Here is a 17,316-nt window from a genome sequence, read left to right as displayed (position 1 = left end):
TGCAGTCTCCGTCTCAAACCAGCAGGGGGTCGGCAACGATCTCGACCGTTGCCGGGCCCTCGTGCTCCAGCGCCCGCTCGAGCGCGCTGTCCAGTTCCGTCGCGTCCTCGACGCGGACACCGAGCCCGCCGCAACTCGTCACGAAGTCGGCGAAGTTCGGATTCGTCAGGTCGGTCATCCACACCGGCAGTTCGATCGCCCGCTGCTCCTTCGAGATCTTGCCGAGTTCGCTGTTGTTGAGCAGCACGTGGGTGATGTTCATCCGGTGGTGGACGGCGGTCATCACTTCCCCCAGGTACTGGCCGAAGCCACCGTCGCCGGTGATCGCCACCACGGGACGGCCGGCAAACCGCTCGTCGGTCGTCTGCGTCGCCGCCCAGGCGCCCATGGCCGCCGGATAGCCGAACCCGATCGACCCGAGATAGCCCGACATGAGCACCGCCTGGCGGCGGCACTCGAAGTAGCGGCCGAAGGAGTACGTGTTATTGCCGACGTCGACCGCGATGATCGCGTCTTCCGGCAGCCGCCGGTTGAGCGCCGCGAACACGGCGGCGGAACTTACTCCCGCATCGCCCACGTCCGCGAGCCGGCGCTCCTTCTCCAGTCGCCAGATCCGCCACCGCTCGGCGACCTCGGGGCGCTGATCCACCGTGTCGGCGCCACCCTGGTCCAGCGCCTCGGCGAACAACCGCGCCGTCATCCCGATCTCGCCCCACACGGGCACGTCGACGGCGTGGAACTTGCCGAGCGCCATCGCCTCGAAGTCGACCTGGATGACCGGCTTGAAAGTCGTGATCCCGGTGTGATTCGAGAACGACGCGCCGAACACGATGAGCAGATCGCTCTCGTTCATGAACCAGCTCGCGACCGGCGTACCGCTCCGGCCGAGGACGCCGCACCCGAGCGGATGATCGTCCGGAATCAGCCCCTTCGCCTTGAATGTCGTCACCACCGGCGCGTTCAGGCGTTCGGCCAGGGCCGTGACGTCCTCCATCTCGAACCGGGCGCCGTGACCGACGATGATCACCGGCCGCCGGGCGCCCCGGATCAGCGCCAGGGCGCGCTCGACCGACTCGGGCGGCGGCGTGATGCCCGAAGGCGTGACCCGGCCCTCGGGCGAACCGGCCTCGGTGCTCGAGGGCAGGGTCTGGACCTCGTCCGGGAAGATGAGGTGGGCCACGTCCCGCTTGAGGATCGCGTTCTTGCACGCCAGGTTCGCGAGCTCCACGTGCCGGCTGTCCCGGTAGACGGCGTGACTCATCGCGGCGACACCGGCAAAGGCGGCGGAGAGATCCACCTCCTGAAAGGCACCCGGCCCGAGTACCTGGGTGTCGACCTGTCCGGTGAGCGCCAGGATCGGCGCCCGGTCCATGCGCGCATCCCACATCCCGGTGAGCAGATTCGTCGCACCCGGGCCGGCGATCGTCAGACAGGCCGCCGGCCTCCCGGTCAGCTTGCCGTAGGCCGAAGCCGCGAACGCCGCGGCGCCCTCGTGGCGAACGCCCACGTACTGGAGCGAGCCCGTCTCGCACTGCGCGCGGATCGCGTCCGCCAGACCGAGGTTCGAGTGGCCGACCATGCCGAAGACGTGGGTCACGCCCCAGTTGACGAAGGTCTCCACCATCGCGTCGCTGACCGTCCGCTCCCGTTCGACCTCGGGTTCGACACCCACGTAGATGCCGTCGGTCCGCACGTCGACCGCGTAGCTCGTCACCCGCTCGTCGTAGCCCTCCGGCGACTTGCCCGTGAGCGGGCAGTAGTCCCAGCCGTGCCACGGGCAGCGGAGCCAGCCGTTCTCGATCGACCCCTCGCCGAGCGGACCGCCCTGGTGCGGGCAGCGGTTGTCCAGAGCGCCGTACTGCCCGTCGTAGTGGGTCAGGCAGACCGAGCGGCTACCCGCGACCACCGTCTTGACGCGGTTCTCGGGCAGCTCATCCCGTTCCGCAACCTTGAACCACCGAAGGTCCGACGCGGCGCGGGGGTCGTCCATCAGTCGGGAAGCACAAGAATCCGGAGGTTGCGGAACCAGATCTCGTTGCCGTGGTCCTGGAGCGCGATGTGGCCGGTTTCCATCATCCCGTAGCCGGGCATCGAGGCGAACTTGCTGGCCGCGACGAGCTCCTTCCACTCGTCGTCCCAGAGCGTGTACTCCACGACCTTCTCGCCGTTCAGCCAATGGGTGACCGCGGCGCCCTCGACGCGCAGCGCGCTCGTGTTGAACTCGCCGACCGGCACGAGTTCGCCGCCCTGCCGGGCGTGGAGGGCGTAGTTGGAGGCTGCCGAGGTTTCCATGCGCTGACCGTCCCGGTGCCCGCCGTCGTCCAGGATCTGGAACTCGGGGCCCGTTGAGTAGGACGCGCCGGCGTCTTCTGAAACGTGGAACATCACGCCGCTATTTCCGCCCGGCGTCACCGCCCAGTCGAAGCGGAACTCGAAGTTCCTGTACTGCTCCCGGGTCATCAGATCGGCCCGCGGCCCCGCGTCGTCGCCGGTGGGTGGCACGAAGTGAATCACGCCGTCCGCCACCGCCCAGCCGGCCGGCACCTGGTCCAGCCTGAAGCCGCGCCAGTGCTCCAGCGACTCGCCGTCGAAGAGCGACTGGAATCCCGCCTCCGCCTCTTCGGCGCTGAGCTCGGCTCGGGCCGGGGCCGCGCCGATCGCGGCCTCTTCGGTCTCGGCACCGTCCGCCGCGCCCACCCGAACTTCGACGCAGGCGACCGCTCCGATCGCCAGCACCATGGCAACGACAACTGTCAACATCTTCTTCATCCGTTCATCCTCCCGAGTGTGGCGCTACGGCCCATAACGAATCCCGATCCTCACCGACCGTTCGGGGCCGGGGAATCCGACCTGCGTCTCGTAGTCCTCGTCCAGGGCATTGTCCGCGCGCAGCGTGAGCCGCCACCGATCCGCCGCCTGCCAGGCCAGCGAGAAGCCGACGACGTCGCGGCCGGCGACGGAAGTCCGGAACGGGGCCGGAATCTGTTCGTCCAGGTAGGAGCCGGTGTGCCGCGCTTCGAGGCCCAGCCGGACCGCGGCGCTCAGGTCGACCCGCAGCGCGACGCCGCCGAAGAGATCCGGCCGGCGCCGCAGGCTTCGACCGGTGGCCAGGTCCTCGGTGTCCTGGGACGTCACGCGCACGTCGAGGCCGACCCGCGCGGAGGGGCTCCAGACCAGAAACGCCTCCACGCCCTCGGCGTCCACCTTGCTCCGGTTGACGATCTGGAACGTGTCGAAGTCGAAGTCGACCAGGTTCTCGAAGCGGTTCGAGAACACGGTGACGCCACCACGGGCAGCACCCGTCGCCGACTGGGCCTCGAACCCCAGATCGAGGCCGACGCTCGTCTCCGGCTGGAGGTCCGGATTGCCGCCGATCGCCCGCGGCGTGGCCAATCCGTACAGGCTCGGCAGCTTGAACGCCTCGCCCGCCGAGGCCCGAACGGACCACGAACCGCCTGCCGGCGCGTAGCGCACGCCGACCCGTGGGCTCAGCTCCTCCCCCTCGCCCTCGAAGAAGTCGGCCCGGGCGCCGATCTCGGCCACCAGCCCGCCGCTGGTCCAGCGCCACTCGGCGAACGCGCCCACGCGTTCCCGCTCGATCAGGTAGTCGCCCGCCAGAGGGCCACCGAAGTAGGGAGGCAACAACAGGAGACTCCGGTTCCGGCCCTCCTCGCTCAATCCCTCGACGCCCAGGCTCACGTCGTATGGCGCGCCGGAGGCCGGCGAGAACGCGGCGCTCCACGCGACCCGCAGGTCGCTGAACTCCGTGGCCTCCGTGATCGGGGGCACGAGCGGCACGATCGGCGGACTGGCCCGGTCGAGTGTGTGTTCGTAGAACGTGGAGCGCAGGGTGTGACTCCAAGCGCTGCCCGCGCCGATCTCCGCCGTAGCGGCCAGACCGAGGTCGCCGTGGTCCGACGTCCTTAGCTCGCCGCTGCCGAAGACCGGACCGCCCGAGCCGTCCGAGTAGTCGTCGGTCTGCCAGTCGGCGTAGCGCGCGGACAGGCTGAGTGCCGAGGCAACACCCAGGTTCCGGCCCCAGCGTCCGCTCACCGTCTGCTGTTCGAGCGCATCGTCGCCGACCCGGCCCTGCTCCTCACGGAACCCGGCGCTGATCGATCCGTGCGACGACTCGCCGGCCCGGCCCCAGGAAAGCCGGCTGCCGCGGTGATCGTGGTCGCCCAGGTCGGCGCTCCAGCCGAGGAACGGCGCCGCGTCGCGCGGCGCCGCGGTGATCAGTTGCACCGCCCCGGCCAGGGAACTCGATCCGTAGAACGACGACAGCGGCCCGCGCACCACTTCCAGACGCTCGATCTCGGCCGCTCCCACGCTGCCGAGCGGGAAGGCGCCGCCGTACTGGTCCGTGCTGTCGGCCATCGGCACGCCGTCGATCAGGACGAGAGAGAAGTTCGCATCGCCGCCCCGCAGGGAGACGCCGGCCAGTGCGGCGCTCGAGTCGTTGCCGAGCACCCAGGCGCCGGGCACCAGGCGCAGGGCCTCCGCCGCGTCGCGGACCGCCAGGCGCCGGAGATCCGAGCCCTCGACGACCTGTACCGAAGCGGTTGCCGCGTCGACGGCCCTGGCGCGCACGGTGGCCGTCTCGTAGAAGACAGCTTCGGGAGCTGCTTCCTGCTCGTTCGCCGCCAACTCCGCCTCCTGCTCACTGTCCTGTGCGAAGAGAGCCGGCGCCGCCAGCAGCAGCGCGGCGAGAGCCGTGACGCGGCACATGGGAACCAAACAGACCTGTACAGACACGGGCCGAGAGCTTAGCCGAGCGACCCGTTGGTATCGTGCCCTCTCGCGCATGAACAAGCTCCGCCAGACGGCCCCGGCGATCGCCCTGCTCGTCGCCGCCGCGACGGCCGCCCAGGAGATCGAGACGGCCCGCTTCGAGGTTGCCGGTCTCGATGCGCCGGTCGAGATCCTGGTCGACCGCTGGGGCGTGGCCCACATCTTCGCCGCCGGCCAGGACGATCTGTTTCTGGCCCAGGGCTGGAACGCGGCCCGCGACCGCCTGTGGCAGATCGACCTCTGGCGGCGGCGCGGCGAGGGCACCCTTTCCGAAGTGTTCGGGTCCGACTACGTCGAGCAGGATCGGGCAGCCCGGCTCTTTCTCTACCGGGGCGACATGCACGCGGAGTGGCTCGCCTACGCCTCGGACACGAAGCGCATCGTCACCGCCTGGACGCGTGGTGTGAACGCCTACGTCGACCTGGTCCTCGAGAGGCCGGAGTTGATGCCGCCGGAGTTCGGCGTGATGGGCTACCAGCCCTCGCACTGGACACCGGAGGCCGTGCCCAGGATCCGCAGCCACGGTCTGATCCGGAACGCACGTAGTGAACTGGACCGCGTGCCGCTGGTCGCAAGGCATGGACCCGAGTCCGTAGCGCTTCGCGACCGCTACGAGCCGGCTCATCGTCTGGTGGTGCCGGACGGCCTCGATCTCAGCCCGTTTCGAGGCGGGCCGAACCCCTCGTGGCCAGCGAGACGGACCCACAGCATCGGCACGCAGACCCTTCCGTTCCGCTCGACAGCCTCGGACTCCGATGAAGAGGAGGCAGCGACCACCCCCGATCCGGCCACGCAGGGCAGCAACAACTGGGCGATCTCGCCGCATCGCACGGCCACCGGCCGGCCCCTGCTCGCCAACGATCCGCACCGCACCCAGGCAGTACCTTCGCTCCGTTACATCGTCCACCTCAGTTCGCCCGACCTGGACGTGATCGGCGCCGGCGAGCCCGCCCTGCCCGGCATCTCGATCGGCCACAACGGCACGATCGCCTTTGGCCTGACGATCTTCAGCATCGACCAGGAGGACATCTACATCTACCGGACGAAGCCGGGCGAACCGGACTTCTACGAGTACCGCGGAAACTGGCTGCCGATGGACGTGATCGAGGAATCGATTCCGGTCCTCGGCGACCAGCCCCGAACAGTCGAACTCCGCTTCACGCGCCACGGTCCCGTTCTCCACCAGGATCCCGACAGCAACATCGCGATCGGGCTGAGAGCCGCCTGGCTCGAACCCGGCATGGCGCCCTATCTCGGCTCGATCGAGTACATCCGGGCGCGCAACTGGGACCAGTTCCTGGCCGCGATGAACCGCTGGGGCGCCCCCTCCGAGAACCAGGTCTACGCCGACATCCACGGCAACATCGGCTGGAAACCCGGAGGTCTCGCGCCGATCCGGCCGAACTGGGACGGCCTGCTGCCGGTTCCCGGCGACGGCCGCTACGAGTGGCAGGGTTTCCGCGACATGGATGAGCTGCCGGTCGAGTTCAACCCGGAGCGCGGCTGGGTCGCAACCGCCAACGAGATGAACCTGCCACCCGGCTACGACGTCCCGCTGGGCTGGCAGTGGGCGCCTCCCTACCGCCGCCAGCGGATTGGCGAAGTGCTCGCCGAAGACGACGCGATGACGGTCGCCGACTCCGTGCGTCTGCAGGCCGACTACGTGTCGATTCCGGCTCGCCGCCTGGTCGCGGTGCTCCAGGACCTCGAACCCACACCGGAGATCGAGCCGGCCCTCGAACTGCTCAAGCCCTGGAACGGAGAACTCGGGAAGGACAGCGCCGCCGCCGCCCTCTTCGAGGTCTGGTGGCGGGATCACCTGGAGATGGAAGTCGGGCGGAGGATCGCCAGGACACTGGGAATCGGCGCCCTCGCCGATGAGCACCTGCTCCAGGTCATCGAACAGGCGGATCCGCGCCTCGGCGAATCGCCGGCGCACGCGCGCGACGAGGTGCTGCGCACCAGCCTGAAGAGCGCGCTGGCAGACGTGACGCAACGCCTCGGCCCCGATCCCGCCGACTGGCGCTGGGGCGATCTGCACCGGATCGGGCTCCGCCACCTCTGGTCCGACCGGTTTCCGGACGAGTTGCGCGCCGCGGCCGAAATCGATTCGGCGCCCCGAGGCGGTTCGGGAAACACGGTCGGCAACACCAGCTACAACTCGAGTTTCCACCAGAGATCCGGCGCCTCCTTCCGGATGGTGATCGACGTCGGCAACTGGGACGCCTCGGTGGCGATGAACAATCCCGGCCAGTCCGGCGATCCCCGGAGTCCGCACTACAAGGACCTGTTCGAGCCCTGGGCCAACGACGAGGCGTTTCCGCTTCTCTACTCCCGAGGCGCGATCCTCGAAGCAGCGGAGGCCCGGATCGACCTGGTTCCCGCTCCGGTGGACCAGCGCTAGCCGAATCGGCGCGGTTACACTGTCTGGGCCATCCCGATGACAGTTGCCACAAGAGCGCTCCGCTTCGCGACGTTCCTCTCGCTCGGCATGGCCGCCGCGGCGGCCGGCCAGTCCGAGGCTCCCGGAGACGCCAGCCAGGCAGGCGGCCAAGCGGTCGTCGTCGTCAACCCGACACCGTACACCGACGCCGCCCAGAAGAGGGGCCGCACCCATTACCTGCGGCACTGCCAGATCTGCCACGGCTTCGACGGTCGCGCGCTCGAGAACATCGACTTCGAAGCCACCGACCTCACCGACCCAGAGCGCTGGCGGTTCGGCACAACCGATGGCGACCTCTTCCGTTCCACCAAGTTCGGCGCCGGCCTCGACATGCCGCCGTTCGAGGCCGAACTCGACGACGGGGAGATCTGGGACCTCGTCCACTACCTGCGGAGCATCGGTCCGAAGGCGCTGCGACCGAAGACGTCCGCCGAAGGCGCACCGCACACTCAGGAGAACCGACGATGAGCGAATCGCACCCAACGCCCGAGCCTCAGGCCAGAGAGACACGCGAAGACGGGGCGCCCAAGAGCAAGTCAGTCTCCCGGCGCCGCTTCGTCGCCTCCAGTGCCGCCGGCGTCGGCGCCGCCGCCCTGTTCGCGAACCAGGCCCGGGCGGCCGCGGCCGACCGCGATGCCCGACCGATCAACATCCCCGACGAGATCCCGCGCACCCGCAACGAGGCGCCCGACCCGGCCGAGTTCCCGATGAACGGCGCCCAGGTCTTCGCCCGCGCGTGCGCCAACGAGGGCCTCAAGGCGCTCTTCTGCGCCCCCGGCAACTACCAGGTGATCAACGCGATCGCCGCCGAGGGCATCCCCACCTACGGCGGGCGCACCGAGGGGAGCATGTGCGCCGCCGCCGACGGCTTCGTCCGCGTCACCGGCGAGGCCGCGGCCTGCTCGGGCACCGAGGGACCGGGCTTCACGAACATGATCATGAACATCGGCGCCGCCAACGCCGCCCGAACCCCGCTCCTCGTTCTCGCCAGCAACATGACGGTCGGCGGCGACGACACGGAGCGCGGCATCCAGCGCGGCTACCAGCAGCCGACGACGGTCGGCATGAAGAAGTACGGCAAGCGGCTGATCACCCCGAACCGGGTCTACGAGTACGCCGCCTACGCCTTCCGGCACCTGCGGACCGGCGTGCCCCGGCCCGTCCACCTGGACTTCACCGGCGAGGTCGCCCGAGCCCAGTTCGACGCCCCCGACGACCTGCTCTACTACCACGACAAGAGTTCCTACCGCACCGAGTCCCACCCCTACCCGTCCAAGGCGGACACGGCGAAGGCGGTGGAGATGATCCAGCGTTCCGAACGGCCGATGATCGTCGCCTCGACCGGTGTCTTCTACGACCGGGCCTGGGACGTGCTGCGCACCGTCGCAGAACGCGCCGACATCGCGGTCGTCGAGTCGGGGCCGATGCGGGGCCACTTCCCGGACAGCCATCCGCTGTCGGCGAGCACCGGTCCCGACGCGCTCCTCTCGGCCGATCTCGTCATCTTCGCCGGCCAGTACTCGATGCCGGGCGTCGGCGAGGTCGCCTTCGACCCGGACGCCAGGATCATCCGCATCGATCCGGACGCCGCCGACATCGGCCGCAACCTGCCCGTCGACCTCGGCCTGGTCGCGAGTGCCCGCGGCGGGCTCGAGGCGCTCGCCGAGGCCCTGCCGTCCGCGTCCCGTCCGTCCTGGCGGGCCGAGCTCGCCGCCGCCCGCGACGCGTTCGAGAAGCAGAACTCGGAGTGGGTCGAGCTCGGACTGAAACACAGCGCCGCCACCGACACGATCCATCCGGCCGTCATCGCGCAGGAGCTCTCGTCCTTCCTCTACTCCGGCGACCTGCCCAAGGAGCAGACGACCGTGGTCTCCGGCGGCTACGGCATCGCCCGCTACACCCGCCGCTGGCTGCGCGCCCATCGGCCCGGCCAGATCCTGAACGGCGCCTACCAGTACGGCGCGATCGGACCCGACGTCGGCTACACGGTCGGCGCCGGCGCCGCGGTGATGAACGGAGTCGGCCCCCAGGAGCCTTACCGTGGCGCACCCGTGTTCGGGATCACGGGCGATGGCGGCATCGCCTACTCCGGCATGGAGTTCGAGACGTTGGCCAAGTACCGGATCCCCGCGGTCATGCTCGTCTACAACAACAACGCCTGGGGCGTCTACGGATCGGCCCGTCGCGCCACCCGCTCGATGCACATGTACCTGTTCCAGGAGAACCTCCGCTACGACAAGATCGCCGAAGGTCTGGGCGCCCGCGGCGAGTACGTCACCTCCCCCGAGGAACTCCGGGAGGCCCTGCCGAGAAGCTACGAGATGGCCGCCAACGACGGTGTTTCGACGCTGATCAACTGCCAGGCGATCAAGGAGTTCTGGACCAACGAGTACCCGCCCGGCCTGCCTCGCAAAGTCGAACCGGGCTGCATGGCGTACTACCACTAGAACTCGATTAGCAGGGTCTCCAGATGACCTCGCGCCAGGCCCTGCTTGCCTGCCTGCAGCGATACGCGGACCGCGGGATCTTCAAAGGGTTCGGGGCGACGGCCACACGCGGAGGCGGCCTGGAGTGCCGCTTCCTGTGGCATGCGCCGTTCCCCCACCGACTGCGGTTCGAACCACGGCGCAAGACTCTGGTGTTCGTCGATCTCTTGCCCGGCGTTCCCTATCCGTCGGCCATGGACCGGGCCCTTCGCGCATTCGTCGCCGGCCGCTCGAGCGAGAAGCTGCCGGAGCACAGGCGCGTCGACGCCGCGAAGGCCGGCGCCGGATGCCGCAACCGGGCCGGCGCCGTCTCGATCGAGGTGCGCTGCCTGGACGGCGACTGGGAGTACACCGCCACGAGAGCAGTCAAGCTGGTCAACGAGGTCTTTCTCGACTTCCTGGCGGGCCCCTACGACGCCTACATGATCGAGCACTTCGGGGCTCCGGAAGAATGACGGCATGCACGCCGCACCTCCGCCCCAACCAGGCGCTACACTGATTGGCTACCGCTAACTGCAGAAAGGAGTGTGCACATGCATCTCGCCGACCTGAACTGGCTCGCCGTGATCGTGTCCGCCGTCGCCTTCTACGCCTTTGGCGCGCTGTGGTACTCCGTCCTCTTCGGCAAGGCATGGGCCGCCGAGCAGGGGATCGACATGGAGAACCCGCCCGAGGTGAACATGGTCCAGACAATGGGCGGGACCCTGGTGCTCGAGTTGATCGCCGCCATCGTCGTCGGCATGCTCCTGATGGACATGGGCGGGGGCTACATGGTCGGGATCCACGTCGGACTGCTCCTCGGTCTCGGCATCGCCTCGGTGATGATGGGCGTCAACTACCTGCACGAGCAGCGGTCGCTCAAGCTCTGGCTGATCAACGCCGCGCACCTGACGATCGGCTTCGCCATCGTCGGCGCCATCCAGGGAGCCTGGCAGTAGGAATCGGCTTCAGGCGCGCTTTCGGCTGTCTGCGGTTCGGATTTCTCGGCGTCCTGGCGACCGGTTGCTCGCCGCCACCCGACGCCGAACCGGGCCCACCAACCGCCAGCGTCGAAACGGACGCGGCCGGCACACCGCGCGTCCGCTTCGTCGACGTAACGGCCGAGATCGGTCTCGACTTCGTCCTGCCGAGCGGCACGGACTCGACGTATCCGATGCCCGCCGTCATGGGCGGCGGCGCCGCCGTCTTCGATGCCGACGGTGACGGGGACCTCGATCTCTACTTCATCGCGCCGGCACCCGGCGGGAACAGGTTCTACCTGCAACAGGACAACGGCGGATTCACTGACGCCACGAAGGCCTCCGGTCTGGAAGGCGACGGCATGGGCGCCGCCGCCGGCGACCTGGACAACGACGGCGACGTCGACCTCTACATCACCCGCGTCGGCCCCGATCGTGTGCTGCTGAACGAGGGCAGCGGCGTCTTCGCCGACCGGAGCGCTGCCTGGGGCTCCGCCACGCCGGGCTGGTCGTCCTCAGCCGCGTTGCTGGACTACGACCGAGACGGCTACCTCGACGTCTACGTCGCCCGTTACGTTGCCTTCGATCCCGAGCGGGTCTGCTCCCAGCACGGCGGCCGCCGCGACTTCTGCGGGCCGACCGAGTTCGAGGGCGTCAGCGACGTGCTGCTGCACAACCTGGGCGGGCGGGGGTTCGAGGACGTGAGCGCAGCCGCCGGAATCACCGCCGTGACCGACGCCGGACTCGGCGTCGTCGCTGCCGACTTCGACCACGATGGCGAGGTCGATATCTACGTCGCCAACGACGCCGACCCGAACAACCTCTGGATCCACCAGGGCGGCGGCCGCTTCGTGGACGACGGCTTACTCCAGGGCTCGGCCTACAACCGCTGGGGCAACAGCGAGGCGGGAATGGGCATCGCCACAGGCGACGCGGACCTCGACCTGGACCTCGATCTGTTCGTCACCCACCTGATCACCGAGACGAACACCTACTACCGGAACCTCCTCCTGCCCGGCTTCGAAGACGCGACGATCGAAACCGACCTCGGCGCGTCGAGCCTCGACCTGACCGGCTTCGGCACCGCCTTCTTCGACGCCGACAACGACGGCGATCTCGACCTCGCGGTCGCCAACGGCGCGGTCAAACGAAGGCCGTCCGCGCTGGCGCCGGCTGAGAACGCGACCGGCCTTTGCACGCCCGGGAGCCCGGGCGGCCCGCCCGGATTCTGGTCCGACTACGTCGAACCCAACCTGTTCCTGATCAACCGGGACGGCCGGTTCCTTGATGCCTCCTCCGCGTCGCCGTGGGCGGAACTCGGTCTCAGCCGGGCACTCGTTCCCGCCGACCTCGACCGGGACGGCGACCTCGACCTGGTGATCGCGAACCTGGACGGACCGCCGCAGATACTGCGGAACCTGACGATCGACCCGGAGCCCCCGGCCAACCGCGCAGCCGCGAACTGGCTCCAGATCCAGGTCATCGATCCACGACAGGGCCGCGAAGCGATCGGCACCAGGATCAGGGTCCATACCGCGAGCGGCCCGCGCCTCCTCCACGCGCAGGCATCCGGCAGCTACCTCTCCGCGGGGCCTGCAACCGTTCACCTTGGGCTCGGCACAGCCGACGCCATTGACGGCTTCGACGTCGTCTGGCCCGACGGCCTGATCGAGAGCTTCGAGGGCGTCGCCGCCAACCAGGTCGTGGAACTCATCCGGGGCCGAGGACAGGCGCAGCGATGAACCGACAGTTGCGTAGAGACCTTCGGCAGGGCAACGCCCGTTCTCTGGGTGCGCGGACCTTCTGGTCCGCATCCGGCGCGCACGCGCGTCGGTCTCCGCGACTCTGGTCCGCAGCACTTCTCCTCCTCGCAACCGTCACCCTCCACGCCCAGCAGATCCCCGAACCCCCGCTCGACGGGGCCGAACCCGCGGTCCGCCAACGTCTCGCCTCCCTCCAGGCCGACCTCCGCGCCGACCCCGAGAACGGCGAGGCCTGGGGCCGCTACGGCATGATGCTCGAGGCGCACACCTTCACCAACGAAGCGATCGCCGTCTACCGCCAGGCCCACGCACTTTCGCCGAAGACCTTTCGCTGGCCCTACCTCCTCGCCGCCCTCGTCGACGAGCGCTCCACCGCCGAGAGCCTGCCGCTCTACCGCGCCGCCCTCGCCCTCGATCCCGACTACGCACCGGGCCGCGTCCGCTACGCCGAGGCTTTGGAACGGACCGGGCAGTTCGACGAAGCCGCTGCGGAGTTCGAGCGGGCAGCGCGGCTCCTGCCGGCCAACGCCCACGCCCACGCCGGCCTCGGCCGCCTCACCCTCGCTGCCGGCGATCCCGTCGCCGCCGTCCGGCATCTGACCCGGGCCCGCGAACTCGCCCCCGAGAATCGATCGTTCGCCGTCACTCTGGCCCAGGCCCACGCCCGCGCCGGCGAGCAGAAGCTCGCCCGCGAGATCGCAGCCGCCGCCCGCTCGCTGGGACGCATCAACTACCGCAACGACCCCATCCGCTCCAGCGTCCACGATCTCGCCCTCGACGTTCGCAGCTACCTGCGGCGAGCGAACGCCCACCGCGTCCACGGCAAACTCGAACTGGCCCAGCGTGAACTGCGGGCCGGCATCGCCGTCGACGGTTCCAGGCCGGAACTCCACTTCGCCCTCGCCGAAGTGCTCGCGGCGTCCGGCGATCAGCCCGGCTCTCTTGCGGCCGCCCGAAGCGCGTACGAGCTGCATCCCGGCCTCGAGGGCGTGGCCGCCTTCCTGGCCCGCGCCCTCTTCCAGAGCGGCGACCTGAGCGGCGCACTCGCAATGGCTGAAGAGGCTCTCGACCTGAACCCCGGCGACGTGAACATGATGCTGCTCATCGCGATCATCAGCGCCGAGCAGGGCGATGTCGTCCGCACCGTGGAGGTCCTCGACCGGGCCTACCAGGCTCGTCCCCAGGACGCCCCGACCCGAAACGCCCTGATCCAGCTGCTCACCAATGTCGGCGAGGCGATGGCGAACAGCGGACTGCAGGACGCTGCCGCCGTCCAGTTCGAAAAGGCGCTAGACCTAGCCGAGGAAGCGGAGAGCCCCGAGGTCGCCCGACTCCGGCGGCGACTCGCTCAACTCGGTCGCTGAGCCGGCTCGGGTTCGCGGCCGAGCTTCGCGTCGAGGCCCCTGCGTGAAGGTCGACCAATCGGCACAGACGTTGCACGTCATCTGGCTGTCCTGATCCTGAACACAAGGTAGGAGAGTCGTCTTGAGGCTCGGTTGGACCGCGGCCGTCACCCTGCTTAGCGCGAACGTCCCCCTTTGGGGACAGGAAGAGGCGCTGCCCGAGCTGTTCTCCGACATGATCGACGTCCGCGTCGTCAATGTGGAGGCCGTCGTCACCGACAGGAGGGGCAACCGGATCCGTGGTCTGAACGCCTCGGACTTCCAACTCCTGGTGGATGGCGAGCCGGTACCGATCGACCACTTCACAGAAGTCGACGAGGGTCACGCCCGAGGCTCATTCGACGACGGAATCCCTGGAGTGCCGTCGGTCGTCAACGACGAGCCGGTGGGCACGAGCTACCTCATCTTCATCGACGACCTGCACGCGGTACGGCAGCACCGTGATCGGGTGCTGAGCCGGCTGGAGCAGGATCTTGTTCTGCTGAACCCGGCGGATCGCGTCGCCGTCGTCGCCTTCGATGGTACGGACGTCTCCCGGCTGACGGACTGGACCAACTCCCGCCAGAAGATCAGCCAGGCCCTGTCGCTGGCGCGGCAGCGCAGAACCCGTGGCGGCGCGAGGCTGCCCGACCGGGGCGCCCGAGAGAATCAGGTGCGGAAAGCCGTGATGGCCGCTACAGCCACGGTGCGCGCCTTTGCCGGCGCCACCGGCCGCAAGGTGGCGCTTCTCCTGGCCGACGGCTGGAGCAGGCCGGCCCGCGGGCTGACGATCATGGAGTCCACTCCGCCCTGGGGCGACACGGAAAGCCTGTACAACCCCCTGGTCCACGCCGCCAATCAGGTCGGCTTCAGCCTGTATCCGATCGATCTCCCCGGATTCCGGGACATGGTCACCTGTTCGCCAGGCCCACCCTGGACGACTTCCTCCACCGGCGACTCAAGGTTCAACGAACTCGGCGCTTCCGGCGCTCCCTGGTGGGGTGCACTCTGGACCACCTCCTCCACCGGCGACCCCCGCTACAACGACGACCGCGGCTGGACCCTGGGCGCGTCCAGCCGATCACTCCGAATCCCGACCCCGTCGCTCCAAGGGTGGTGCAAGAGAGAGAACGGGCACGAGGTCCTCCGGTTCCTGGCCACGCAGACCGGCGGACTGCCAATGCTCGACGCGTCCCGCGACAGAGCCCTCGGGGAAACCGCCGAGGACACGCGCACCTACTACTGGCTCGGTTTCGAAGCGCCTCGTGACAAGAACGACGAGTTGCACGACATCAAGGTGCGGTTGCCCGGGCGCCGCGGCCTGCGCGTTCGCGCCCGAAAGCACTACCTGGACATGTCCCGGAGCATCGAAGTCACGATGCTCGTCGAAGGTGCTCTGGTGTTCGACGACTCGCCGGGCCAGGACGTCCTTGACGCACGCTTCGGCACACCTCGCAAGGCCGGATTCAGGAAGATCTCGATACCGGTAGAGGTGTCGATTCCTCTCGACGACGTTCAACTTCTGCCGATGGGCGGCTTCTGGATGAACGAACTGGAGTTCCGGGTGACGCTGATCGACGAACACGGCGACCGCTCCGAAACGCCGATTGACAAGATCCCGATCCACGGCTCAAGAGCGCCGTCGCCTGGAGACACCTTCGTGTACGAAACGGATCTCGTGATGCGCAAGCGCCCGCACCGCTACGTCGCGGCGGTGTACGACCCTGTTTCCGGCGCAATCCTGTCGGCGACGGGGAAGGTTGGACCTGACGCCGGAACAACCGCCTCGCCGGAGGGCGCCAGGTGAGTCTCCGTCAGACCATCTCCGCTCTGTTGCTGGTCACGGCACTTCCCGCCGCCGCGCAGGATGAGTCTCTACCCGACCTGTTTTCCGACGTCATGGACGTCCGCGTCGTCAACCTCGAGGTCGTCGTCACCGACAGGAAGGGCAACCGTATCCAGGGTCTCGAGGCCTCCGACTTCGAACTCCTGGTGGACCGGAAACCGCTACCGATCGCCTACTTCACGGAGGTGGACGACGGCTACGCGCGAAGTTCCACCGACGATCAGGTCCCGGCCGCGACGGCCCTGTCCGCGGATGAGCCGGTGGGCACGAACTACCTCATCTTCATCGACGATCTGCACGCCCAGGGACACCACCGCGACCGGGTGCTGAGCCGTCTCGAAGGGGATCTGACATCGCTGAATCCGGCGGATCGCGTCGCGATCGTCGCCTTCGACGGCCGCGACGTGTCCCTGCTCGCGGACTGGACGAACTCTCGCCCGAGGATCATCCAGGCACTGGTTCAGGCGCGCCAGCGCAAGGCACACGGCCGCGCGAGACAACTCGACGTGGGCAGCGGGTCAGGGCCCACCCGGAGGACCGTGATGGCCGCGGCGGCAACGATCCGCAGTTTCGCCGATGCTCCGGGCCGCAAGGTGATGCTGCTCCTGGCGCAGGACTGGAGTGCGCCGAACAGCTTTCGGACCACCCAGCCGAGCATGCAAAGCCTGTACAGCCCTCTCGTTCATGCCGCCAACAGGGTCGGCTACAGCCTCTACCCGATCGACCTTCCCGGGCTCAGACCAAGGCCCAGGACCAGGGAGTCCGGGATGGGCGCGGCCGCGAGCTGGTCCAGACCAAGTGGCGAGTACCTCTCCACCGGCGATTCGCGTGGCAGCAACATCGTCTCCTACCCTGGTTCCTATCTGGCCAGGTTCGGGTCGGATCAAACTCGCTTCGACCGTTCGTTCACCGAGACCGCCTACGGACAGTGGTACACGGAAACGCGAGAGCACGATGTCCTCCGCTTCCTCGCCGCGCAGACGGGCGGGCAGCCGATGATCAACTCCTTCCGCGATCGAGCCCTCGCTGAGACCGCCGCCGACACCCGCTCGTACTACTGGCTCGGGTTCGAACCCCCTCGGGCCGACGATGACGAGCTCCACCGCATCATGGTGCGTCTCGCCGGCCACCGCGGCCTCCGTGTCCGGGCGCGGAAGCACTACCTGGACATGTCCAGAGGCACGGAACTCTCGATGCTCCTGGAAGGCTCGCTGCTATTCGGCGGATCCCCCGGCGCGGACACCCTCGAAGTGCGCTTCGGTACGCCGCGCAAGGCCGGCTTCCTGAGAGTCGCCGTGCCGATGACGATCGAGATCCCTCTCGACGACCTGGAGTTGCTGCCGATGGATGGCCGGTGGATGAACGAAGTCGAACTTCGGGTCAGCACTCTCAGCGAACGCGGCCGCCTGTCGCCGCTGCCGGTTCGGAGAATCCCGGTGCTGAAACCAGAAGCGCCGGCGCCCGGCGAGACGTTCATCTACGAAACGGACCTTCGCCTCCGCAGGCGCAGTCACCGCTACGTCGCGGCGGTCTACGACCCCTTGTCCGGGGCGATCTTCTCGGCGAGCGGCGAGGTGGGACCAGCGCACTCTTCTCGCGACCCGAGGGGACCGTCCCCAAAGATAGAGTGAACGGACGCTGAACGG

General features: G+C 68.6%; 12 protein-coding genes. 9 read left to right on the top strand and 3 right to left on the bottom strand.

The genetic code is table 11. The annotated features are described in order from the left end of the window. Positions 1–13 precede the first annotated feature (13 nt). From OXG83_01885 to OXG83_01875, 3 genes are read right to left on the bottom strand one after another with little or no spacing between them, the layout of a single operon-like run. Positions 14–1,990, bottom strand: a complete 1,977-nt coding sequence (locus OXG83_01885; protein MCY3963762.1) for a thiamine pyrophosphate-binding protein — start codon at positions 1,988–1,990, stop codon at positions 14–16. Then, positions 1,990–2,769 (bottom strand): DUF1080 domain-containing protein, encoded by a 780-nt coding sequence (locus OXG83_01880; GenBank protein MCY3963761.1) that lies wholly within the window; start codon positions 2,767–2,769, stop codon positions 1,990–1,992. Before OXG83_01880 ends, OXG83_01885 begins: the two co-directional genes overlap by 1 nt. Before the next feature lie 24 nt (positions 2,770–2,793). Further along, positions 2,794–4,728, bottom strand: a complete 1,935-nt coding sequence (locus OXG83_01875) for a TonB-dependent receptor (GenBank protein MCY3963760.1) — start codon at positions 4,726–4,728, stop codon at positions 2,794–2,796. Positions 4,729–4,804: 76 nt separating this feature from the next. Here OXG83_01875 and OXG83_01870 point away from each other — a divergent pair, with 76 nt between their 5' ends. From OXG83_01870 to OXG83_01830, 9 genes are all read left to right on the top strand, one after another. Beyond that, on the top strand, positions 4,805–7,195 hold the full coding sequence (locus OXG83_01870; protein ID MCY3963759.1) for a penicillin acylase family protein: 2,391 nt from the start codon (positions 4,805–4,807) through the stop codon (positions 7,193–7,195). Between the two features lie 36 nt (positions 7,196–7,231). Continuing rightward, positions 7,232–7,702 (top strand): c-type cytochrome, encoded by a 471-nt coding sequence (locus tag OXG83_01865; GenBank protein MCY3963758.1) that lies wholly within the window; start codon positions 7,232–7,234, stop codon positions 7,700–7,702. Continuing rightward, a complete protein-coding gene (locus tag OXG83_01860; GenBank protein MCY3963757.1) occupies positions 7,699–9,681 on the top strand; it encodes a thiamine pyrophosphate-binding protein in 1,983 nt (660 codons plus the stop codon). Before OXG83_01865 ends, OXG83_01860 begins: the two co-directional genes overlap by 4 nt. Positions 9,682–9,704: 23 nt before the next feature. Continuing rightward, positions 9,705–10,175 carry a hypothetical protein gene (locus tag OXG83_01855; GenBank protein MCY3963756.1) on the top strand — a complete coding sequence of 157 codons (471 nt, stop codon included), beginning with the start codon at positions 9,705–9,707 and terminating at the stop codon, positions 10,173–10,175. Positions 10,176–10,253: 78 nt separating this feature from the next. Further along, the gene (locus tag OXG83_01850) at positions 10,254–10,658 is read left to right on the top strand and encodes a DUF1761 domain-containing protein (GenBank protein MCY3963755.1); all 405 of its coding nucleotides are present in this window, start codon (positions 10,254–10,256) and stop codon (positions 10,656–10,658) included. A gap of 215 nt (positions 10,659–10,873) precedes the next feature. Next, a complete protein-coding gene (locus OXG83_01845; GenBank protein ID MCY3963754.1) occupies positions 10,874–12,421 on the top strand; it encodes a CRTAC1 family protein in 1,548 nt (515 codons plus the stop codon). Then, positions 12,418–13,806 (top strand): tetratricopeptide repeat protein, encoded by a 1,389-nt coding sequence (locus OXG83_01840; GenBank protein MCY3963753.1) that lies wholly within the window; start codon positions 12,418–12,420, stop codon positions 13,804–13,806. The genes OXG83_01845 and OXG83_01840 overlap by 4 nt, the downstream gene beginning before the upstream one ends. A 121-nt stretch (positions 13,807–13,927) precedes the next feature. Further along, positions 13,928–15,631: a VWA domain-containing protein gene (locus tag OXG83_01835; protein ID MCY3963752.1), complete on the top strand. Its 1,704-nt coding sequence runs from the start codon at positions 13,928–13,930 to the stop codon at positions 15,629–15,631. Beyond that, positions 15,628–17,301: a VWA domain-containing protein gene (locus OXG83_01830; GenBank protein MCY3963751.1), complete on the top strand. Its 1,674-nt coding sequence runs from the start codon at positions 15,628–15,630 to the stop codon at positions 17,299–17,301. Before OXG83_01835 ends, OXG83_01830 begins: the two co-directional genes overlap by 4 nt. Positions 17,302–17,316 lie beyond the last annotated feature (15 nt).

Source organism: Acidobacteriota bacterium, from assembly GCA_026707545.1.
Lineage (GTDB): Bacteria > Acidobacteriota > Thermoanaerobaculia > Multivoradales > Multivoraceae > Multivorans.
The sequence above is the reverse complement of the archived record's forward strand: the minus strand, read 5'-3'. Positions and strand labels throughout refer to the sequence as shown.